The organism is Klebsiella sp. 7-CIP_Kleb., from assembly GCF_050378655.1.
Taxonomy (GTDB): domain Bacteria; phylum Pseudomonadota; class Gammaproteobacteria; order Enterobacterales; family Enterobacteriaceae; genus Klebsiella; species Klebsiella quasipneumoniae.
In genome coordinates this window covers 408464-428601 of sequence record NZ_JBNRLJ010000001.1, presented here as the reverse complement: position 1 = coordinate 428601, position 20138 = coordinate 408464, and the positions used below count along the sequence as shown (strand labels likewise).

Genomic DNA, 20138 nt, shown 5'->3' with positions numbered 1-20138 from the left:
CAGAACGCAAGGTGATAGTGATGCAACAGGAAGAGTGGTTTCACAGAGCGGTCATCTATCAGGTTGACAGTGCTCTGTTTTACGACGCCAACGGCGATGGGTTTGGCGATCTTGCCGGTATACGCCAAAAGCTGCACTACATTCGTAGCCTGGGGGCGACGGTGCTCTGGCTGACCCCTTTCTATCTTACCCCACTGCAGGATGATGGCTATGATATCAGCGACCATTTGCAGCCCGATCCCCGTTTCGGGACCATCGCCGACGTGATTGAGCTGATTGCCCGCGCCCGGGAGCTGGGGCTGCGGGTGATTGTTGAGCTGGTTATCCAGCATACTTCTGCCCAGCACCCGTGGTTTCAGGCGGCGCGACGCGATCCCCGGTCGCCGTGGCGGCCATACTATCTTTGGGCCGATCGGCCCCCGGAGAACGACGATCCTCCCATGTTTCCCGGCGTCGAGGAGAGCGTCTGGAGCTGGGACGACCAGGCCGGACAATACTATCGCCACTTGTTTTATCGCCATGAGCCCGACCTGAATCTCGCTCATCCGCCGGTGATCGCTGAAATTGAAAACATCATCACCTTCTGGCTGCAGGCCGGGGTGTCAGGATTTCGCCTCGATGCGGCGTCACATCTGGTGAAGCAGGCCGGGAAGGGCGACGAGGCGCGGGGCTACCCGCTGTTGACGCATCTCCGGCAGGTCGTGCAGCGCCTCAATCCCGACGCGATACTGTTGGGTGAAGTGGACGTGGAAGTGGAAGATTATCGCCATTATTTCGGCCGCGGCGATCGGCTGCAGATGGTGCTCAATTTTTGGCTTAATAAATATCTCTATGTCAGCCTGGCGCAGCAGCGCGCCACCCCGGTAGTGAAGGCGTTGCAGGCAATGGTGGCCCCGCCGGACGGATGCTGCTTCGTCAACTGGCTGCGTAACCATGATGAACTGGACCTTGAGGGGATTGGCGAACGCAACAAACGCCAGGTTATCCGCACCTTTGCCCCTGATAAATCGATGTCGGTTTACCAGCGCGGCGTGCGCCGGCGGCTGGCGCCGATGCTGGATGGCGATACCCGACGCATCGCGCTGGCTCATGCCATCCTGCTCGCGCTGCCTGGCGTGCCGGTGATGCGCTATGGCGACGAGATTGGTATGGGCGACGATCTGCGCTTACCGGAGCGCTACGCGGTCCGAACGCCGATGCAGTGGTCGGGCGCGCCCAACGGCGGCTTTTCCCGGGCGGCGCCGGATGATTTGCCGGTGAAACCGGTGGCCAGTGGACGGTTTCGCTACCAGCGGATCAATGTCGAAGCGGCGTTGCGCCACCCCCGGTCGCTACTGCATCGGGTACGCAATATGGTGCTGGCGTGCACGGAATATACTGAACCGGGATCCATCCCTTTTACCCTTATTACGGTGAAGCCAGCCGCGGTGCTGGGCTTGTGCTATCGCAGCGAATCGCGGGAGGTGCTGATGCTGGCGAACTGCAGCCAGCAGGCGGTGGAGGTCCAGCTCCCGCCGCTGGCCGAGGGTTACTGGAGCCCGATCCTGGAAGATAAGTTCTACCAGGACGGGCTATACGGCGGGGAAAAGGCGCGGCTGGCGCTCTCCGGCTATGGTTACCGCTGGTTCAGCCGCAGCCTGCTTTAGCGCCGTCTTCCTGGTCGGCGGAACAACGCCCGCAGGGCCATCGTCGCCACCGCCACACCGACGCCGGCAGCCACTTTACCCGGAAGATCGGCGCTGATGGTCACCGCTTTACGCCGCGCGCCATCGTTAAAGGGGCCGTGTCCGGGATGATTGCCGCGCACTGGCGTGAACAGGTCGTCCTGATGTTCTGCCGGCTTCGGCTGGCCGGTAAACTGTCCCTCCCACGCTTTTTTCACCATCAGCCGATCGAGCAGACGAGGGAAGAAGACCTGGCCGAGGATCGACTGGATGGTGCTTTTCCCCACCCACAGCTCGTTCACCGGCCGCTGGATCACGCTGTAGATGGCCTCAGCGGCGACCTCCGGCTGATAGACCGGCGGTACCGGCTGCATGGCCTGCTCCATTTTGTTGCGCGCCCAGCCAAACTGAGCAGTGTTCATCCCCGGCAGCTGGACCATGGTCAACTGGATGTGGCTTTTCTCATGCATTAGCTCGGTGCGCACGGCATCGGTGAAGCCGCGGATCGCCGCTTTCGCGCCGCAATAGGCCGACTGCAGGGGGATCGAGCGCCAGGCCAGCGCCGATCCAGCCTGAATAATCACCCCCCGATCCCGGGGCGTCATGACCTCGAGCGCCGCGCGGGTACCGTTGACATAGCCGAGATAGGTCACCTCCGTCACCCGGCGAAATTCGTCGTCGCTCATCTGCCGAAAGGGCGCCAGCACGGTGGTCATGGCGTTATTGATCCAGACGTCGATGGCGCCGAGGGTGGCTTCCACCTCGGCGGCGGCGCGCTGCACGGCCCCGGCATCGGCGACATCGGCGCTAATCGCCAGCGTTTTGACGCCGAAACGTTCACAAGCCTGCTGCGTCTCCTGCAGACCCGTTTCATCGCGGGCGATCAGCGCCACGTGATACCCTGCGCGGGCGAAACGCAGCGCGGTGGCTTTTCCTGCCCCGGCGGTTCCGCCGGTAATAACCATCACGGACATAGTGACCTCATTAATTGTTTCGCTATCGTAAATTTAAGCTGCACGGATCGAATCATTATTAAGCATAAATAACGACGGTGAGGTGGGAAATATCCTGGAATAAGCGCAGTGTGAATCAGGCGACATATCCTGATGACTCTGGCCTGTTTCTGCATAAGCAGGCGTTAAGGTTCTATAATCTGTAAGATACTTGACAACCCGCGAGGAGGAAAAATGTTGACAGTAAACACGCGTAGCGTTGAAAAAGAAGAGGACGACGCCACCCGCGCCCCGGAATCGGGGGATAAACAACCGGAGCGCGATAAATAGCTAAGCCGGTGTTATTCCTGTTCCGGAATAATGGATATCTGGCCGTTACGTTCGAGAATAGCGAATTTTATCGCTTTCAGTTCATAAATCCCATGGTGCTGCCTGGCCGCCAGCAGGATATCATCGACAGAAATATTGACGAGCTTCATTTTCTCATCGATGACAGCACCATTTTCCACTACGATAACCGGCGTGCCATCCAGAAAATTTTCCGCCTGGGCAAATTTTTTCTTAATATAGCCGAATAAAATATCAATACTGACCAGGGTGACGATAGTCAGCATCGAACCGGTAACGGAATAGTCTGTGCTGAGCATCGCCTGCTGGGTCGCTTCACTGATAATCAGCAGCAGTATCAGGTCAAAATTGGTTAACTGCATCAGGGTTCGTCTACCGGCAATCTTGAAAATAATCAGCAGGATCAGATAGATTGCTGCGGCTCTGAGGACCATTTCCATCGCGACTCCTACGGATAGACAAACTGTTGCCAGCTGACGGCAGGGCGATCGTTGACTGCCGCCTGCAGGGAAATATTGCCTATCGTTTTGGGGGTAATAGATAACCATACCGATTGCGGCGAGCGGCTGGTTGTCCGCTGATACACCAGATGTAATTTCCCGTCGGCACTGTACATCTTATCCGGCTGCGGGCGGATATCGCCAACCGGGTAACGGGTTAATAACGTGGCGGCGAAACTGATCGTCGTGTCATTTTCCTGCGTGGGTTTGATCTGAATATTCAGTTCGGTTTCACTCATCAGTCTGGCATAACGCTGGTAATCGACGCGTAATTCACCATTAGGGCTTTCCCGGTGCGCCTCACTGAAATATCCGGAGGACCACAGGCCGCTCAATGCGGTAAGGATGATGAGGCTGAGAACAATTATCCCATAGCGCCTGAAGCGATATTCAAAGCGGAGGGCCTGTTCATTCTCGTCGACGATGTGACAAGGTTGTTGATTCTCAGTCATTATTATTTCCCCGCGTTTCGTTTCGCCATCAGCGTAACGATAAGGACATTCTTATATTAGACGATATCAGAACAATTGACTTTGTAAAAATGGCCAGCCTCAGCCAGGCTTTAATCTGTTCATCAGCAAAAACAAGGAGGCATGATGAAAAAATTAGCCTTGGCCATGGCCTGTTTGTTTGCCGCCGCGGTCGCGCAGGCGGACGATAAAGGCGGTTTTAGCCAGGATGCCGCGCCGCCGCCGCCGCACAAACTCGATGACGGCTATCGCGGCGTCGAGGAGGGGCGGATCATGACCGTTGAGCAGGCGAAAACCATGCACGACGGCGCCACGGTTTCCCTGCGCGGCAATCTGCTCACCCGACAGGGGGATGACCGTTATCAGTTTCGCGATAAAAGCGGCACCATCACCGCCATTATTCCGGTTGCCGCGTTTAATGAACAGCACGTAGAGCCTGACGATCTGGTCAGTATTAACGGCAGCCTTGATCGCAAAATGACGCCTCCGGTAGTACGTATCGATCGCCTGCTCAAACAGTCGCCTAAGTAAGGGGAGCTTACCGGTATGAGCACAACATCCCACCCGCATGACGAGGAGCGCGGGAAGCACCCTGCGCGCGAGGCGCCTGACGAACATGGCGAAGTGCCGCGTAAACGGGACGACAGCGAGGATGACAAAACCGATCCTTACCATCCTCACGATGGCCGTTAGCGTCATTCGCAACGGGAACTTTTTGGGAACGCTGATGCGGCGGGCCGCAGAATAGAAGCAGGTTCAGCATCAGGCACTATACTTTTTGTTCGACATCATCACAGGAGGAGTCATATGGCGATTCATAAGAAAGGGCTGGCGCACTGGGAAGGCGATCTCAAGCATGGCAAAGGCACCGTGTCGACGGAGAGCGGGGCGCTGAGCCAGCAGCCCTACGGCTTTAATACCCGTTTTGAAGGGGTGAAAGGCACCAACCCCGAAGAGCTGATCGGCGCCGCACATGCCGCCTGCTTCTCGATGGCCCTATCGTTGATGCTCAGCGAAGAGGGCTATACCGCGACGTCCATCGACACCACCGCAGTGGTCACCCTTAATAAAACCGACGGTGGGTTTGCAATAACCGACATCGCGTTGCAAAGCCAGATTGTCCTGCCCGGCGTTGCGCCGGCGGCGTTCGATGAGATCATCCAGAAAGCGAAGGCCGGCTGCCCGGTATCACAGGTGCTGAAAGCCAATATCACCCTTGACTACCAGCTGAATCCATAAGCTGTTGTGCCCGCACTCTGCGGGCACCGTTCCCGCGATCTCTCTCCCTGTCACTGCCTCCGTTGCGCAATAGTGGTATCTTTGGTCCTTTGGTAAACGTAAGGGACTCCAGCATGATCGGCATTCGCGGAATGATCGAGGCGCAGGTGCTCGGCCTGACCGGCATGGCGCTAAAAGAGATTGATTTTGAACAGCCCAAAGGGGAGCCGGGGCTTTTTGGTCCGCAATCAGCCATCTGGCAGGTGCATGGCGATTTTACCTCAATGCTGTGCGGCGGCATTAGCGCGCTGTTGCTGCAGATGCTGCACCCCCTGGCGCTGGCCGGCGTCTGGGACCACTCCCGTTTCCGCGAGGATATCTTTGGCCGCCTGCGTCGCACCAGTCAGTTTATCTCCGCTACCACCTTCGCCGCCACCCCCGACGCCGAGCGGTTGATCGCCAAAGTGCAGGGGATCCATCAGCGGATCGCCGGGGTGGACAAGGACGGCACGCCGTATCAGGCAAGCGACCCGGCGCTGTTGACCTGGGTGCATGTCGCTGAGTGCAGCCGCTTTATGGCCTCCCACCTGCGCTACAAGCGGACGGTGGTCAGCGTCCAGCGCCAGGAGGACTATTTTCGCGAGTCGGCGGAGATCGCTCGTCGGCTGGGAGCCAAAGATATTCCCCAGACGCCGAATGAGGTCGCGGACTATCTTGAGGCGATGCGGCCGCAGCTGCGCTGTGACGAACGTACCCGGGAGGTAGCCGAGGTGCTGCTCACCACCCGTCTGCCGGGTCGCCTGAGTCAGCCGGTTGGCCAGGTGATGATGCGGGCCGGGATCGATCTTCTGCCGCCATGGGCGCAGGAGATGCTGGGACTGTCGCTGACGCCGCTGCAGCGGCGCACGACGCGTCTGATGGTACTGGCCATCGCCCGCGTGCTGCGCGCCTCGGTACGTAACGGCGCCTGGCATTGCGCCATGCGCCGGATGGCGGAGGCGTGATTCAGCCCGCCTTGCCCAGGTGCCGGGCAATCAGCGCCTCCAGGCTACCGTCCGCCCGCCATTCGTCCAACGCGTCATTTACCGCGTTAAAGCGGACCACATCATCCCGGGCGACGCAGATGGCCTGCTGGATCTCGGTAAAATTATCCGCTAAGACCCGCACCCCCGGATGGTGGCGCGCTGTCGCCTCCAGCGGCTGACGGATGCCAGCGACCATATCCCCTTCACCGGCGAGGAAGGCGTCGATGGCCTCCTGCGAGGAGGGGAGACGATTCAGGCTGGCGTGCTGCAGATGGCGGGTGAGCCACAGATCGTAGGCGGCGTTTTGCCCGACGTTAATCGTGGTTGCCGGGCGATCCATATCGGCCACGCTCTGGCAGGGAGAACCGGCTCTCACCAGTGCGGTCCCCTGAATGGTGATATAGGGAGAAGTAAAGCGCAGGGTCGCCTCCCTCGCCGGGTCGATGGCCAGAAAGGCGATATCCCAGCGTTCGCCGCCGGCGTCGGCCACCACTTTACCGGCGGCAGGATAGGTGACGAACTCGGCGACGACGCCCCAGCGCTGCGCCAGTCGATGGCTGAGCTCGGGGGTAATGCCTGTCGGCTCGCCGTTTTCTCCAGGATGGGCCAGTACCGCATTGCCCAGATTAATGGCAAAACGCAGCCGGGATGGTGTGATTGCTGACATCGCTGACTCCTGTGGTGGCTAAGAGAAGGTGGCCCGACCTGTTGGTCGCCAGTGAAAAGATAGTCCATCCGCGCGCGGTTGTACCTCCGGGGCCACACTTTCAGAATACAGTAATTAACGACCGCAGCGATTTCGTTAAACAGCAAGGCAATGGCTTTTATATTGTTAAGCATAAACTCAGCTTGTCAGTTTATTCTTCCCGCTCACTGAGGGAGAGAAATAATGGCACAACATAATTTTGAAAATGATAATAAATATCATCAGCGTTCTGAGCAGGCGCGAAGGAGTACCCTGGTTAGCGTGGTGGTCAATATTTTTCTCTCCGCGTTGCAGATTGCGGTGGGAATATATTCTGGTTCCCAGGGGTTAATTGCCGATGGCATGCACTCTTTTTCCGATCTGCTCGCCGATGGCGTCGTGCTGGTGGCGAATAAAAAGAGTCGCCGACCGTCTGACCACGATCACCATTATGGCCACTGGCGTTATGAGAACGGCGCCTCTCTGGTCCTCGGCGCGATCCTGGTGCTGGTCGGGGTCGGTATGCTGTGGTCTGCCGCGGGTCATCTCGCGCAACCGCAGACGATTCCGCCGGTGCACAGCGTGGCGCTGTGGATGGCGCTGACGGCGCTGGTGGTCAAAGAGGGGCTGTTTCGCTATATGCTGGCGGCCGCCAGGCGGCTGAACTCCTCGCTGCTCATCGCCAACGCCTGGCATGCCCGCTCCGACGCCGCGTCATCCCTGGTGGTGGCGCTGGGGATTATCGGTAATCTGGCCGGGTTCGCCTGGTTCGACCCGCTCGCCGCGCTGGCGGTAGGGCTGGTGATTACGCGGATGGGCTATCGTTTCGCCGCCACCGCGCTGCACGATTTAATGGACCGCGCTGTCGATGAAGAGACGCAGCGGGCAATCGCCGGCACGCTGCGGGCCACGCCGGGCGTGGCGGGTCTGCACGATTTGAAAACCCGTAAGGCGGGGGATCTGGTGCTGGTGGATGTCCATCTCGAGGTAGCCGGAGAGCTGTCGGTCGCTGAAGGGCATCAGATTGCCCGGCAGGCGCGGGAGCGGGTCATGGCGCAGCATCCGGTGCTTAATGTGATGGTGCATCTCGATCCCTGCGCGGCGGTTGCCAGTTCGCCGGAGGAGGCAAACTGCCTGACGTCATAAGCGGAAATAGACTGGCTCAGCGGTTATTTTATCCCTGAGCCATTATTCCTCGCCCCTTCCGCCCGCGCATTGATTGCCTGAACGATAAATAAGGCTCATACTGAGCCGGCCATTACCATCGCTAAATAATGGCGCAGATCTGCCCGTTGCAGTTAACGATAAAATAAACCAATCGGTTCATAGATAATCTCTATTCTTTATTTCGAGATAATGACCAGAGCGGTAATTCAGGAAGTCAGACAATGATCATTCGGCCAGAACAACACTGGTTTCTTCGCCTATTTGACTGGCACGGCTCCGTGCTGTCAAAAATCATCTTTCGTCTGCTGCTTAATGTGCTGATGTCCATCATCGCCATTATCAGCTATCAATGGTACGCGCAGCTGGGGATCCACTTAACGGTGGCGCCGTTCAGTCTGCTGGGCATCGCGATAGCGATTTTCCTCGGCTTTCGCAACAGCGCCAGCTATAGCCGCTTCGTCGAGGCGCGCAATCTGTGGGGGACGGTGCTTATCGCCGAACGTACCCTGGTGCGCCAGCTGCGCAATATCCTGCCGGCGGAACACGATGCCCATCAGCGCATCGTCAGCTATCTCGTGGCCTTCAGCTGGAGCCTGAAGCACCAGCTGCGCAAAACCGATCCGACGGCTGACCTGCAGCGGCTGCTGCCCGAGGAGAGGGTGACGGAGATCCTCGCCAGTTCGATGCCCACCAACCGGATCCTGCTGCTGGCCGGTAACGAAATTGGCCAGCTGCGCGAGGCGGGCAAGCTGAGCGACATCACCTACGGGCTGATGGACAATAAGCTCGATGAGCTGGCGCACGTGCTGGGCGGCTGCGAAAGGCTGGCCACCACCCCGGTGCCGTTCGCCTATACCCTGATCCTGCAGCGCACCGTGTACCTGTTCTGCACGCTGCTGCCGTTTGCCCTGGTCGGGGATCTGCACTACATGACGCCGTTTGTCTCGGTCTTTATCTCCTACACCTTTTTATCCTGGGATTCGCTGGCGGAAGAGCTGGAGGATCCTTTCGGCACCGCCGCCAACGACCTGCCGCTGAACGCGATGTGCAACACCATTGAGCGCAATCTGCTCGACATGACCGGTCAACATCCGCTGCCGGAGACGCTGCGTCCGGACCGTTACTTCAACCTGACCTGAACCCCTGCGCGCCGGGCAGTTTCCGCTGCCCGGTCATCACTTTCCCGTCCCCGCGTGACCCGCCGCGCAGAGGGCGGCGATAAAGGCAAAATTTGCAAATAAGTTAAATTTAACACCCGATAGATAACATCAATTATACAGATTTGTGGCGTATGTTATTATTCGGTTAACAAACGCAGTACCTACGCTTTCCCATCGTACTATCCTTGAGAAACAGCATTCTTATCAGGTGACGCCGCGCACACCACGCCTCGTCGCCGGGGTCGTCGCACGCTTTTTTTCGGCCGGCGGCGGCCAGAACAGAGCAGCAGGAGTAAAAAGATGACCAATAAAAGACGCGCGGTTCCCGGTGTTCACCCCTATGACGGTCCGGCAGGCGGGTGGGGCGCGCTGAAGGCCACGGCCATTGCCGTGCGTACCCAGATGGATGCCTTCGAGGCGCCCGCCACGCTGCTGCGAACTAACCAGCCGGATGGGTTTGACTGCCCGGGCTGCGCCTGGCCGGATAAAGAGCATAAATCCACTTTTCAGTTTTGCGAAAATGGCGCCAAAGCCGTTACCTGGGAGGCGACCACCAAACGGGTGACGCCAGCGTTCCTCGCGGCTAACACCGTGACCTCCCTGCTGGCGAAAAGCGATTTTGAACTGGAGGGCTATGGCCGCTTAACCCATCCTTTGGTCTACGACCGCGCCAGCGATACCCTGCGACCGGTGGCGTGGGAGGCGGCCTTCGCCCGTATCGGCGAGATCCTTCGCGGCCTGCAGCCAGATGAAGTTGAATTCTACACCTCCGGACGGGCCTCCAATGAAGCGGCGTGGCTGTTTCAGCTGTTTGCCCGCGAGTACGGCACCAATAACTTTCCCGACTGCTCTAACATGTGCCATGAATCTACCAGCGTGGGCCTGCCGCAGTCGATCGGCATTGGCAAAGGCACCGTCTCCCTCGATGATTTTGACCAGACCGAACTGGTGATCTCCATCGGCCATAATCCGGGCACCAACCATCCGCGGATGATGGGCACTCTGCATGAGCTTTCCCGCCGGGGTGTGCCGATTATCGTTTTTAACCCATTGCGTGAGCGGGCGCTGGAGCGTTTTGCCGACCCGCAGAACGTGATGGAGATGGCGACATATCGCTCGACGCCGATCGCGTCGACTTACTACCAGGTACGGGCCGGCGGCGACGCGGCGGCGCTGAAAGGGATCGCCAAAGCGCTGCTGCAGCTGGAGGAAGAGCAGGGCCAGGTGCTCGACCACGCGTTTATTGCGCAACATACCCAGGGGTTCGCCGCCTTCGCCGAGGATCTGCACGCCACCCGCTGGCAGGATATTGAGCAGGAGTCCGGCCTGACGCGCGAGTCGCTAACCCAGGTCGCCGTGGCCTACGCCAAATCCACGGCCACCATCGTCACCTACGGCATGGGCATCACCCAGCATAATAAAGGGACCTCCAACGTCCGGTTGATTGCCGACCTGCTGCTGATGCGCGGTAATATCGGCAAGCCAGGAGCCGGGATCTGCCCATTACGCGGCCATTCAAACGTGCAGGGAAACCGCACCGTCGGGATCAGCGAAAAACCCACCGCCGCCTTCCTTGACAGCCTGCAGCGGGTGATGGGGATCGTGCCGCCGCGGCATCATGGTCACGATGCGGTGAAGGCGCTGGAGGCCATGATCGCTGGCGACGCCAAAGCCCTGATCTGCCTCGGGGGCAACTTCGCCGTGGCGATGCCGGATCACGAACGCGCTTTCCCGGCGATGCGCAACCTTGAGCTCAGCGTTCATGTCGGCACCAAGCTCAACCGCTCGCACCTGCTGACGGCGAAAGAGACCTTTATTCTGCCGTGTCTGGGCCGCACCGAGCTTGACCTGCAGGCCAGCGGCCGACAGTCGATCACCGTCGAGGATTCGATGTCGATGGTACATGCCTCCTCAGGCAAGCTTAAGCCCGCCTCGCCGACGCTGCGCTCGGAGCCGGCGATTGTCGCCGGTCTGGCGAAGGCCACACTGCCGGCCAGCAAAGTCGACTGGCTGTATCTGGTGGAAGATTACGACCGCATTCGCGATCTGATCGAACAGACCATTCCGGGGTTCGAGGATTACAACCAGCGCATTCGTCACCCAGGGGGCTTTCGCATGCCGCTGCCGCCGACCGAGCGCATCTGGCCTACCGCCACCGGCAAAGCCATGTTCTCGGTTTTCAAAGGCGTGCATGAGAACGTGGTGGTGGAGGGCGAGGATGTGATGCGCTTAGTGACCCTGCGCAGCCACGACCAGTACAACACCACCATCTACGCTATGGATGACCGTTACCGCGGCGTTTTTGGCCGTCGCGACGTGCTGTTTATGAACGAGCAGGATATGGCCGACCAGGGCCTGGAGCATGGCGATCGGGTGGATATCCACACCGCGCTGCCGGGCAGCGCGTTGACGCTCAGAGATATCACCGTGGTGGCCTACGGCATCGCGCCCGGCACCGTCGGCGCCTATTATCCGGAAGCCAACGTGCTGGTGCCCTTGAACTATCTGGATGAAGAGAGCGGTACGCCCTCCTATAAGTCAGTCCCTGTCCGCCTGACGCTGCGCTCGAAAGAGATTCGCCCGCTGGCCAGCGCGCGTTAAAGAAGCAGGGCGTTGGGCGGCGTCGCGCCGTCCTGCGCCCCGTCGCCCCTCCTGTCCTCGCTTGAATTTATCGGTGATGAAACTAACATTCTGGTAACCTGTGCGCGGCCCCGGGGGTGAACGGCGGGGTTCAAACGGGAAAGAGAATGGATATTAAGCAACTCAAGTATTTGATCGCGCTCGATCAGACGCGCCATTTTGGCCAGGCGGCGGCAGCCTGCCATATTACCCAGCCAACCCTCTCCATGCGCATTCGTAATCTGGAAGAGGAGCTGAACCTGACCCTTATCCAGCGCGGGCAGCGCTTTGAGGGTTTTACCCCTGAGGGGGAGCGGATCCTCGCGTGGGCGCGGGCGGTGCTTGCCGCCCATGACGGCCTGGCGGCGGAGGCGGCCATCTGTCGCGGGCAGATGGTCGGCCAGCTGCGGGTTGGTATGGTGCCACTGGCGAGCCTCAACCCGATGCAGCTGATTAAACCCCTCGCGGAGAAATACCCGGCGCTGCAGTTCAGCCTGCTGTCAATGACCTCGGAGCAGATTATCGATGGCGTCAGCCGCAACCAGCTGGACCTGGGGATCTGTTACCTGCAGCATCTGGATGAACGCCTGTTTAAGATCGCCCGGCTGCCGCAAACCCGGATGGGACTGCTGCACGATAAACGCCATTTCGACTTCAGCGCCGGGACGCCGGGCTGGGATACGCTGGCGGCGCTGCCCCTTGGCTTTCTGACCAAGGGAATGTACTACCGGGAATCCATTGAAATCAGCTTTAAGGCCAAAGGGCTAACCCCGACGTCTGTCTTTGAAAGCGATTCAACGTTTCAGATTATCCAGGCGGTGCAGGCGGGGATCTGCTGCGCCATTATGCCGCTTAACAACGGCCTCGAAGCGCTGAGCGATAATCTTGAAATTCTGCCGATCGCCGAAACCCAGGTCGATTCGCAGCTGGCGCTGATTATGCGCCAGCAGGAGCCGGTCTCGTCCCTGGCGGAAAAATGCTTCGCCGAGGCGCAGGGGATTTTTGGCTGAGGCCAGCCTCAGATATTCTCCAGTCGAATGCCTCGGGTTCTCGGGCCGAAGATCCCCACCGACAGCATCACCATCAGCATACTGACGACGATAAAGCTAATCACCCCCGGCGTGCCGGCATATTGCAGAATAATGCCGATCAGGATGCTGGTCACCGCCGTCGAGAGACGACTGAACGAGTAGCAGAAGCCGACGGCGCGGGCGCGAATATGGGTCGGGAATACCTCGGCCTGGTAGGCGTGGTAGCTGATGGTCAGCCAGGCGTTGGACCAGGTGATCATAAACCCGCAGATCACCAGCAGGATAGGATTGTTTTGCAGCGCAAACAGGGTGCCGAAGATGACGGTCATCAGCGCGGAGAGTACGATCTGCCACTTGTTCTCAAAGCGATGCACGAAGCGGGTGCAGAACAGGCAGCCCAGCGGATAGGCGAGGGTGATAAAGAAGGCGTACAGCAGACTGTGGGTGATACTGGCCCCCTGACCGGAGAGCAGCGCCGGCAGCCAGTTGCCAAAGCCGAAGAAACCGATCGCCTGGAAGAAATTCATCACCATCAGCATCAGGGTGCGCTGCCGATACTGCGGCGCCCAGATTTCGCCGAAGGTGCCGCGTTTGACGACGCTCTGTGCCGCCTGCGCATGCTTCGGCGACGGCGTCAGGCCGCAGCGGGCTTCCATGGCGCACATCACCGCATGCGCTTCATCATGCCGCCCTTTGGTTTCCAGCCAGCGGGCTGACTCCGGCAGCTTTTTGCGGATAAACCAGATCGCCAGCGAGAACAGCGCACCGAAGATGATCACCCAGCGCCAGCCGCTGAGGCCGAAGAGGGTGGTTGGCACCAATATCCAGGACATCAGCGCTACCGCCGGAACCGACAAGAACTGAATAAAGAAGGCAAAGGCGAAGGCTTTATTGCGCAGGTGGGTAGGTACCCATTCGCTGAGGTAGGTGTCAATGGTCACCAGCTCAATGCCGAGGCCGATTCCCACCAGAAAGCGGAAGAAGATCACCCCTTCCGCACTGCTCTGGGTCGCCATCAGCAGCGAGAAAAAGCCGTACCAGGCGAGCGCCACCATAAAGGTCAGGCGGCGCCCTAGCTTGTCCGCCAGCGGCGCCAGCAGACTCGCGCCGATAAACAACCCCATAAAGGTGGCGGAGGCAAAGGCCGCCTGATCGGCGATGCCAAAGATCCCCGCCGCGCCGGTGTGGAAAATACCCTCCGCCAGCAGGCCCGCGCTGATGTACCCGGTCTGGAACAAATCGTAGAGCTCAAAGAAGCCGCCGAGGGAGAGTAGGGTGATAAACGACCATAACCCGAAGGAGGCGGGCAGCGCGTCAATGCGTCCGGTTAAGCTGGCGTGCGGTTGTCCTGGCGATGCATAGGGCGATTCGCCGAGAACCTGGGTGGTAGACATGGTGTTGTGTTCCTCAGGAAGAATGGTTTGCCTGCTAATGTTAAGTGATTGTTAATAGTTTTAAATTTTTAATCTTTAGCGTTAACGGCAATCTTTAGCGCAAGATCGCGCCATGCAGGGTAAAAGATGATATTTCTGCTGCTTTTCGCCGCACGCTGAGGGAAGAATTGAAGTAAATCACCGTGGGGGGCAATGTTCTCCGCCAGGCGATGTCGCGCTGTGCAGGGCCAGGCCCAGGGCCAGACAGAGTAAACGAATCCTCACTGGCGGCGTTTTCCCGCTTTACCCGCTATTGCGCCGGGCTATAATGTGCCCACTTTCATACAGGAGTCATGCGTTGGACAGTCATCCTTATTGTTATTCTCCGGCAAGTTAACGCGACTATTTTCGCTGCTTGCCGAACCGGCGGGCAGCAATCTTTGATTACCGGATTGCCTCCCTGAATGTAGTGATTCGCGACCGAACGCGAGAGGCATCGTTATGTTTCTGTTTCCCACCACCTTATTTCCTCCACCATCACCCGCCCGCTAATTGCCCGGCGCGGCTGAGCGCGACATCAATACATTTTTATTGCTTTCTGTTATCTGGAGGAAGGCGCGATGGTATTTCCTTATATGACACATTTACTCGCGGCAATGCTGCTGGGAGCGCTGATCGGCGCGGAAAGACAATGGCGGCAACGTATGGCCGGTTTGCGGACCAATGCGCTGGTGGCCACCGGCGCGGCGGTGTTTATTCTTAGCGCGATGTCGGCCTCGCCGGACAGCCCGGGGCGCATTGCGGCGCAGATCGTCTCCGGTATCGGCTTCCTTGGGGCGGGAGTGATTATGCGCGATGGCATGAACGTTCGCGGCCTCAATACCGCCGCCACCCTGTGGTGCTCGGCCGGTATCGGTGTCCTTTGCGGCCTGGGGCAGTTCTGGAACGCGACGGCGGCGACGCTGATTATTCTGTGCGCCAACATCCTGCTCCGCGAAGCGGCGCAGCGTATTCATGCCTTGCCGGGCGCCGGTGACGAAGAAAAACGCTATATCTTACGCGTCACCTGTTTGCGCGAGCATGAAAAGGCCGTGCGTCAGCTGCTGCTGAATATTGCTCAGCAGCAGAGGTTCACCCTGCAGGGATTACAGTCGGCGGCAGCAGACACGGCTGATCAGCTGGAGATTTGCGCGGAGCTGATTAGCCATAAGCAGCATCAGAAAACGCTGGCGCAGATTATGGCGCAAGTGGGCGTTCAGCAGAACGTCACCTCGGTACACTGGCGCGTCGGAGAAGCGTAGAGACAGGCGGTGGGGCAGCGGAAACGGCCGCTGGCCGCGCGATTCGCCAACCCGTGGGAAAGCGGCTAGAATGGCCTCCTGCCGGAGGTTATAAGAATGTTAAATAATGGATGTGTGCCGTCGGAATCTGGCCAGACTATGACGACGGCTGATTTTCGCTTTACCCGCGTGATGGCCGAGCAGGCGGCGCGTGCCCGTCTGACGCTGGACAACGATCAGCTGTCGCTCATCGCTCGCCTGGACGCCCTGGGCCAGCAGCTGTTGTCCGCGCCCGGCACGCCGCAGGGACTGTACGTCTGGGGACGCACCGGGCGAGGGAAAAGCTATATTCTCGATCACTTTTTTGCCAGCCTGCCGCTTGCCGCCCGGCGTCGGGTCCATTTTCATCACTTCTTCCGCGAACTGCACCAGCGGCTGAATACCCCCGGCGCGCCTGGCCTGCAGACGGTGATGATGCAGATGACCTCCGGCTGCCGCCTGCTGTGTTTCGACGAATTTCATCTTCACGACCCCGGCGACGCCATGCTGATGAAGGCGCTGCTGGAACACCTTTTTCAACGGGGCATCGTGCTGCTGGCAACCTCTAACTACCCGCCGGAGATGCTGCTGCCTAATCCGCTGTATCACGATCGCTTTTTACCGTCGATCGCGCTGATCCGCGCCCACCTGGCGGTCGTCGCGCTTAACGGCGAGGAGGATTATCGCGAACGGCATCTGAGCCAGGATAACGCCTTCTGCAGCGGGCGGCTATGGGTTAACCCGGGCGAATCACAGCGTCAGCTGTACGAGCTGCCCTCGCTGCCTGCCGAACCGGTCCCGCTGGAGGTAGGCTACCGCACGCTGCAGGCGGCCGCGGCGTCACCCGCCTTGCTCCATTTCTCTTTTGCCCAGCTCTGCCAGGCCGCCACGGCTGTGATGGACTATCTGGCGCTCAGCGAACGTTATGCCGTCTGGTTGCTGGACGAGGTGCCGCCGCTAGCCACGGTTGGGCCGGCGGCCCAGCAGCGCTTTATCAACGTGATTGATGTGTTGTATGAAAAGCAGATCCGCCTGCTGCTGGTGACCCGCTGCGACCTGGAGACGCTGGTGGCCGGGGTGGAACTGGAGGATATTCAGCGAACGCGGAGCCGCCTGCAACAGCTGCCGCGGGCGGTATAAAAAAAAGCCCCGGCGGGTGCCGGGGCGAGGGGATCACAGGTCGAAACGGTCGAGGTTCATCACCTTGGTCCAGGCGGCGACAAAGTCATGCACCAGCTTCTGCTGCCCGTCGGCGCAGGCGTACACTTCCGCCAGGGCGCGAAGGACCGAGTTGGAGCCAAACACCAGATCCACGCGGGTGGCGCTGTACTTCGCTTCGCCGGTTTTACGGTCGCTGCCGGTAAACAGCTCCGCCCGATCATCGGCCGGTTTCCAGACGGTGGCCATATCCAGCAGGTTGACGAAGAAGTCATTGCTGAGCACGCCGACGCGGTCGGTAAACACCCCGTGTTTGCTGCCGTCGTAGTTGGCGCCCAGCACGCGCAGTCCACCCACCAGAACCGTCATTTCCGGAGCGGTTAAGGTCAGCTGCTGCGCTTTATCGATCAGCAGCGTTTCCGTCGACACACCGCCCTCGATGCGACGGTAGTTGCGGAAGCCATCCGCCAGCGGCTGCAGCAGGTCAAACGACTCGACGTCGGTCTGCTCAGGCAGGGCGTCGACGCGGCCAGGGGTAAACGGCACGTTGACGCTGACGCCAGCCGCCGCCGCTGCCTGCTCAACGCCGACCACGCCAGCCAGCACGATGATATCGGCCAGCGACGCTTTGCCGGAGGCGCGCTGGATCGCCTGCAGGGTCGGCAGCACCCGGCTGGCGATAGCATTGACCGGCCAGTCCTTCTGCGGGGCCAGCGCCAGACGCGCGCCGTTGGCGCCGCCGCGCTTATCGCCGCCGCGGAAAGTGGAGGCGGAGGCCCAGGCTACCGATACCAGCTCACTCACCGACAGGCCGGCGCCGGCGATGGCGGTTTTCAGGCTGGCGATGTCTTCCGCGCTCGGCTGATGGATGGCCGCCGGCAGCGGATCCTGCCAAATCAGATCTTCTTTTGGCACTTCCGGCCCGAGGTAACGGGATTTCGGCCCCATATCGCGGTGGGTCAGCTTGAACCACGCCCGGGCGAAGGCCTCGTTAAAAGCCTGCGGGTCGTTGAGGAAGCGACGGGAGATCTTCTCAAACTCCGGGTCGAAGCGCAGGGTCAGGTCGGTGACCAGCATGGTCGGTTTGCGCTTTTTCCCCGGGTTAAACGGATCCGGGATAATTTCCGGCGCGTCTTTGGCTTCGAACTGGATAGCGCCCGCCGGGCTGCGGGTCTGCACCCATTCGTATTTGAACAGGTTCTCGAAAAAGTAGTTGCTCCACTGGGTGGGCGTCTGCGTCCAGACCACTTCCAGACCGGAGGTAATGGCATCCGCGCCTGCGCCGCTGCCGTAGCTGGAGTGCCAGCCCAGGCCCTGTGCTTCCAGCGGCGCGGCTTCCGGCTCGGCGCCGACGTGGCTGGTTTCTGCGGCGCCATGGGTTTTACCCAGCGTGTGGCCGCCGGCGATCAGCGCGACTATTTCTTCATCGTCCATCGCCATATTGCCGAAGGTGGCGCGAATGGCCGCGGCGGCGGACAGCGGCTCGCCGCTGGCGTTCGGTCCTTCCGGGTTAACGTAAATCAGCCCCATTTCGGTGGCGCCGATGGCCTGTTTCGCCAGGCTTTCCGGGTGACGGTGGGCCAGCCACTCTTTCTCATCACCCCAGTCAACGTCCAGATCCGGTTCCCAGACATCTTCACGACCGGCGCCAAAACCGAAGGTGCGGAAGCCGGCGTTTTCCAGCGCCACGTTACCCGCCAGCATGTAAAGGTCGGCCCAGGAGATTTTCTGGCCATATTTCTGTTTCACCGGCCACAGCAGACGGCGGGCCTTATCTAGGCTGACGTTGTCAGGCCAGGAGTTAAGCGGCGCAAAGCGCTGCTGCCCACGACCCGCGCCGCCGCGACCGTCAACGGTGCGGTAGGTGCCGGCGCCGTGCCAGGCCATACGAATAAACAGACCGATATAGCTGCCCCAGTCTGCTGGCCACCACTCTTGCGAATCGGTCAGCAGCGCTCTGAGGTCAGCCTTCAGCGCGGAGTAATCGAGCTTTTTAAACTCTTCCCTGTAGTTAAAATCCTCACCCAACGGGTTGGAACGACTGGAGTGCTGGTTCAGCAGATCGACACGCAGCTGGTTAGGCCACCAGTCGCGGTTGCCGGTGCCGCTGCCGGCGCTCTGCTTGGGCGTCTCGGCGTGGAAAGGGCACTTTCCGGCGGATGCGTTGTTGGATGGGTCGTTAGACGTGCTCATATCAGGCTCCGTTTGCTTTTGTGAATGCCGTTACGATATACACTGCTACCAATAAGCGATATTTGAATGAGTCTACGGATTTAATAGCTAATTCCGTTCAACGAAGGGCGAAACACCCTCTTATATGACCTGGCGGATCCAGGGGTAAAAAATACACCTCACCATTAACCATAGACGTAACGAGACGGCAAAGGAAACGATCTGCGTCAATCGGGCCGAAGGAATGCTAATTGTTTGAGATATGACAATTTTACTATGAGAAAAGGATGAGGGTTTTCCGCTGAGCGAGCGTAACGAATGCCCGGCGCAGGGGTTGTTGGCGGACACAGAATAAGCTAATACTTAGACACCATGTGACTGGCGCTAAAGACAGAATACTGTTGGGGAGCATGGTCGACGTCGCCGCGCGCCTGGGCATTACCGCTATCTGGAGATAAGTTATGCCTGAATTCGCTTCATTAATGGCCTTTGCCGCGGTGGCGCTGGGATTAGTGTTAACCCCCGGCCCCAATATGATGTATCTCACTTCGCGTTCGATTTGCCAGGGAAAACGCGCTGGCTTTATCTCCCTTGCCGGGGTTGCCGTGGGCTTTTTCTTCTATATGCTGTGTGCCGCTTTCGGCATTACCGCGTTGGTTTTCGCGGTCCCTTATGCCTACGATGCCTTGCGTTTATGCGGGGTCGCTTATTTGCTCTATCTGGCGTGGCAGGCGATAAAACCAGGAGGGAGGCCGATATTCGCGGTGCGTGAATTACCTGCGGACAGTGGGCGTAAGCTGTTTCTGATGGGATTTATCACCAGCCTGGCGAACCCCAAGGTTGCTATCCTCTATTTGTCCCTGCTGCCGCAGTTTATCACCCCCGGACTCGGTAGCGTGCTCAGCCAGTCGTTAATGTTAGGCTGTACTCAGGTATTAATCAGTGTGGCGGTGAACGGCCTGATTATCTTGCTGGCCGGGCAGGTGGCGTTATTTCTTAGCCGGCGGCCGGGCTGGCAACAATTTCAACGCTGGCTGATGGCGACGGTACTGGCCGGAATGGCGGTTAAGATCGCTTTTGAGGCCAGAAAATAACCGGGTTTGTCGGGAAAAGGGAGGCCAGCGATATCCGTCGCTGGCTAACCTCGCACCCTGATGCCTTTCTGCCACAGAGAAAGGCTCTCCAGGCTCTAACATGCTGAAACATTTCTGCCAGATCATTAGCAACCTTTCAGTAGGGCTAACGCCGCGATAAGGCTATGCTTCCCGGCCGTTAC

The 20138-nt window shown here is 59.3% G+C and carries 18 protein-coding genes and 1 riboswitch; of the genes, 12 read left to right on the top strand and 6 right to left on the bottom strand.

Going from position 1 to position 20138, the window contains the following annotated elements; genetic code table 11:
- The first annotated feature begins 20 nt into the window (after window positions 1–20).
- Window positions 21–1646 carry an alpha-amylase family protein gene (locus tag ACQUTI_RS02085; RefSeq protein WP_428923188.1) on the top strand — a complete coding sequence of 542 codons (1626 nt, stop codon included), beginning with the start codon at window positions 21–23 and terminating at the stop codon, window positions 1644–1646.
- Here ACQUTI_RS02085 and ACQUTI_RS02080 read toward each other — a convergent pair.
- The 3 genes from ACQUTI_RS02080 to ACQUTI_RS02070 form a co-directional block, all read right to left on the bottom strand.
- Window positions 1643–2638 carry an SDR family oxidoreductase gene (locus ACQUTI_RS02080; RefSeq protein ID WP_065904322.1) on the bottom strand — a complete coding sequence of 332 codons (996 nt, stop codon included), beginning with the start codon at window positions 2636–2638 and terminating at the stop codon, window positions 1643–1645. The genes ACQUTI_RS02085 and ACQUTI_RS02080 overlap by 4 nt on opposite strands.
- Window positions 2639–2958: 320 nt before the next feature.
- A complete protein-coding gene (locus tag ACQUTI_RS02075) occupies window positions 2959–3405 on the bottom strand; it encodes a DUF421 domain-containing protein (RefSeq protein WP_004202634.1) in 447 nt (148 codons plus the stop codon).
- A gap of 8 nt (window positions 3406–3413) precedes the next feature.
- Complete coding sequence (locus ACQUTI_RS02070) at window positions 3414–3917, bottom strand: hypothetical protein (RefSeq protein ID WP_428923187.1); 504 nt, start codon at window positions 3915–3917, stop codon at window positions 3414–3416.
- Window positions 3918–4061: 144 nt separating this feature from the next.
- Here ACQUTI_RS02070 and ACQUTI_RS02065 point away from each other — a divergent pair, with 144 nt between their 5' ends.
- From ACQUTI_RS02065 to ACQUTI_RS02050, 4 genes are all read left to right on the top strand, one after another.
- On the top strand, window positions 4062–4466 hold the full coding sequence (locus ACQUTI_RS02065) for a YdeI family stress tolerance OB fold protein (RefSeq protein ID WP_004202632.1): 405 nt from the start codon (window positions 4062–4064) through the stop codon (window positions 4464–4466).
- 15 nt (window positions 4467–4481) lie between these two features.
- Entirely contained in the window at window positions 4482–4628 is a 147-nt protein-coding gene (locus ACQUTI_RS02060) for a hypothetical protein (RefSeq protein WP_017900537.1), read from the top strand.
- Between the two features lie 114 nt (window positions 4629–4742).
- The gene (locus ACQUTI_RS02055; protein ID WP_004202630.1) at window positions 4743–5174 is read left to right on the top strand and encodes an OsmC family protein; all 432 of its coding nucleotides are present in this window, start codon (window positions 4743–4745) and stop codon (window positions 5172–5174) included.
- A 113-nt stretch (window positions 5175–5287) separates the two neighbouring features.
- Window positions 5288–6157 (top strand): oxygenase MpaB family protein, encoded by an 870-nt coding sequence (locus ACQUTI_RS02050; protein ID WP_017900538.1) that lies wholly within the window; start codon window positions 5288–5290, stop codon window positions 6155–6157.
- A gap of 1 nt (window position 6158) precedes the next feature.
- Here the strand turns inward: ACQUTI_RS02050 and ACQUTI_RS02045 are convergent, their stop codons facing one another.
- A complete protein-coding gene (locus tag ACQUTI_RS02045; RefSeq protein WP_049116415.1) occupies window positions 6159–6845 on the bottom strand; it encodes an ABC transporter substrate-binding protein in 687 nt (228 codons plus the stop codon).
- A 222-nt stretch (window positions 6846–7067) separates the two neighbouring features.
- Here ACQUTI_RS02045 and ACQUTI_RS02040 point away from each other — a divergent pair, with 222 nt between their 5' ends.
- The 4 genes from ACQUTI_RS02040 to ACQUTI_RS02025 all read left to right on the top strand — a co-directional run bounded on the left by ACQUTI_RS02040 (window position 7068) and on the right by ACQUTI_RS02025 (window position 12819).
- Window positions 7068–8009 carry a cation diffusion facilitator family transporter gene (locus ACQUTI_RS02040; protein WP_017900540.1) on the top strand — a complete coding sequence of 314 codons (942 nt, stop codon included), beginning with the start codon at window positions 7068–7070 and terminating at the stop codon, window positions 8007–8009.
- A gap of 242 nt (window positions 8010–8251) precedes the next feature.
- Entirely contained in the window at window positions 8252–9169 is a 918-nt protein-coding gene (locus ACQUTI_RS02035) for a bestrophin family protein (RefSeq protein WP_017900541.1), read from the top strand.
- Between the two features lie 321 nt (window positions 9170–9490).
- A complete protein-coding gene (locus ACQUTI_RS02030) occupies window positions 9491–11791 on the top strand; it encodes an FdhF/YdeP family oxidoreductase (RefSeq protein ID WP_064177782.1) in 2301 nt (766 codons plus the stop codon).
- A gap of 146 nt (window positions 11792–11937) precedes the next feature.
- Window positions 11938–12819: a LysR family transcriptional regulator gene (locus tag ACQUTI_RS02025; protein WP_004202617.1), complete on the top strand. Its 882-nt coding sequence runs from the start codon at window positions 11938–11940 to the stop codon at window positions 12817–12819.
- A gap of 8 nt (window positions 12820–12827) precedes the next feature.
- On the opposite strand, the gene ACQUTI_RS02020 is transcribed toward ACQUTI_RS02025, so the two are convergent.
- Window positions 12828–14234 carry an MFS transporter gene (locus ACQUTI_RS02020; RefSeq protein ID WP_043519626.1) on the bottom strand — a complete coding sequence of 469 codons (1407 nt, stop codon included), beginning with the start codon at window positions 14232–14234 and terminating at the stop codon, window positions 12828–12830.
- Window positions 14235–14833: 599 nt separating this feature from the next.
- On the opposite strand from ACQUTI_RS02020, the gene ACQUTI_RS02015 reads away from it, so the two are divergent.
- The gene (locus ACQUTI_RS02015; protein WP_004202612.1) at window positions 14834–15514 is read left to right on the top strand and encodes an MgtC family protein; all 681 of its coding nucleotides are present in this window, start codon (window positions 14834–14836) and stop codon (window positions 15512–15514) included.
- A gap of 96 nt (window positions 15515–15610) precedes the next feature.
- On the top strand, window positions 15611–16672 hold the full coding sequence (gene zapE, locus ACQUTI_RS02010; RefSeq protein ID WP_243826957.1) for a cell division protein ZapE: 1062 nt from the start codon (window positions 15611–15613) through the stop codon (window positions 16670–16672).
- Window positions 16673–16705: 33 nt separating this feature from the next.
- On the opposite strand, the gene katG is transcribed toward zapE, so the two are convergent.
- Complete coding sequence (katG, locus tag ACQUTI_RS02005; RefSeq protein ID WP_243826956.1) at window positions 16706–18883, bottom strand: catalase/peroxidase HPI; 2178 nt, start codon at window positions 18881–18883, stop codon at window positions 16706–16708.
- Between the two features lie 343 nt (window positions 18884–19226).
- Window positions 19227–19306, top strand: a riboswitch (ZMP/ZTP riboswitch).
- A gap of 17 nt (window positions 19307–19323) precedes the next feature.
- On the opposite strand from katG, the gene ACQUTI_RS02000 reads away from it, so the two are divergent.
- Window positions 19324–19956 carry a LysE family translocator gene (locus ACQUTI_RS02000; protein ID WP_004202603.1) on the top strand — a complete coding sequence of 211 codons (633 nt, stop codon included), beginning with the start codon at window positions 19324–19326 and terminating at the stop codon, window positions 19954–19956.
- The last annotated feature ends 182 nt before the right edge of the window (window positions 19957–20138 follow it).

Coding starts and splice junctions, on each gene's coding strand:
- ACQUTI_RS02085 (WP_428923188.1), top strand. CDS start 21: ATGCAACAGGAAGAGTGGTTTCACAGAGCGGTCATCTATCAGGTTGAC.
- ACQUTI_RS02080 (WP_065904322.1), bottom strand. CDS start 2,638: ATGTCCGTGATGGTTATTACCGGCGGAACCGCCGGGGCAGGAAAAGCC.
- ACQUTI_RS02075 (WP_004202634.1), bottom strand. CDS start 3,405: ATGGAAATGGTCCTCAGAGCCGCAGCAATCTATCTGATCCTGCTGATT.
- ACQUTI_RS02070 (WP_428923187.1), bottom strand. CDS start 3,917: ATGACTGAGAATCAACAACCTTGTCACATCGTCGACGAGAATGAACAG.
- ACQUTI_RS02065 (WP_004202632.1), top strand. CDS start 4,062: ATGAAAAAATTAGCCTTGGCCATGGCCTGTTTGTTTGCCGCCGCGGTC.
- ACQUTI_RS02060 (WP_017900537.1), top strand. CDS start 4,482: ATGAGCACAACATCCCACCCGCATGACGAGGAGCGCGGGAAGCACCCT.
- ACQUTI_RS02055 (WP_004202630.1), top strand. CDS start 4,743: ATGGCGATTCATAAGAAAGGGCTGGCGCACTGGGAAGGCGATCTCAAG.
- ACQUTI_RS02050 (WP_017900538.1), top strand. CDS start 5,288: ATGATCGGCATTCGCGGAATGATCGAGGCGCAGGTGCTCGGCCTGACC.
- ACQUTI_RS02045 (WP_049116415.1), bottom strand. CDS start 6,845: ATGTCAGCAATCACACCATCCCGGCTGCGTTTTGCCATTAATCTGGGC.
- ACQUTI_RS02040 (WP_017900540.1), top strand. CDS start 7,068: ATGGCACAACATAATTTTGAAAATGATAATAAATATCATCAGCGTTCT.
- ACQUTI_RS02035 (WP_017900541.1), top strand. CDS start 8,252: ATGATCATTCGGCCAGAACAACACTGGTTTCTTCGCCTATTTGACTGG.
- ACQUTI_RS02030 (WP_064177782.1), top strand. CDS start 9,491: ATGACCAATAAAAGACGCGCGGTTCCCGGTGTTCACCCCTATGACGGT.
- ACQUTI_RS02025 (WP_004202617.1), top strand. CDS start 11,938: ATGGATATTAAGCAACTCAAGTATTTGATCGCGCTCGATCAGACGCGC.
- ACQUTI_RS02020 (WP_043519626.1), bottom strand. CDS start 14,234: ATGTCTACCACCCAGGTTCTCGGCGAATCGCCCTATGCATCGCCAGGA.
- ACQUTI_RS02015 (WP_004202612.1), top strand. CDS start 14,834: ATGGTATTTCCTTATATGACACATTTACTCGCGGCAATGCTGCTGGGA.
- zapE (WP_243826957.1), top strand. CDS start 15,611: ATGTTAAATAATGGATGTGTGCCGTCGGAATCTGGCCAGACTATGACG.
- katG (WP_243826956.1), bottom strand. CDS start 18,883: ATGAGCACGTCTAACGACCCATCCAACAACGCATCCGCCGGAAAGTGC.
- ACQUTI_RS02000 (WP_004202603.1), top strand. CDS start 19,324: ATGCCTGAATTCGCTTCATTAATGGCCTTTGCCGCGGTGGCGCTGGGA.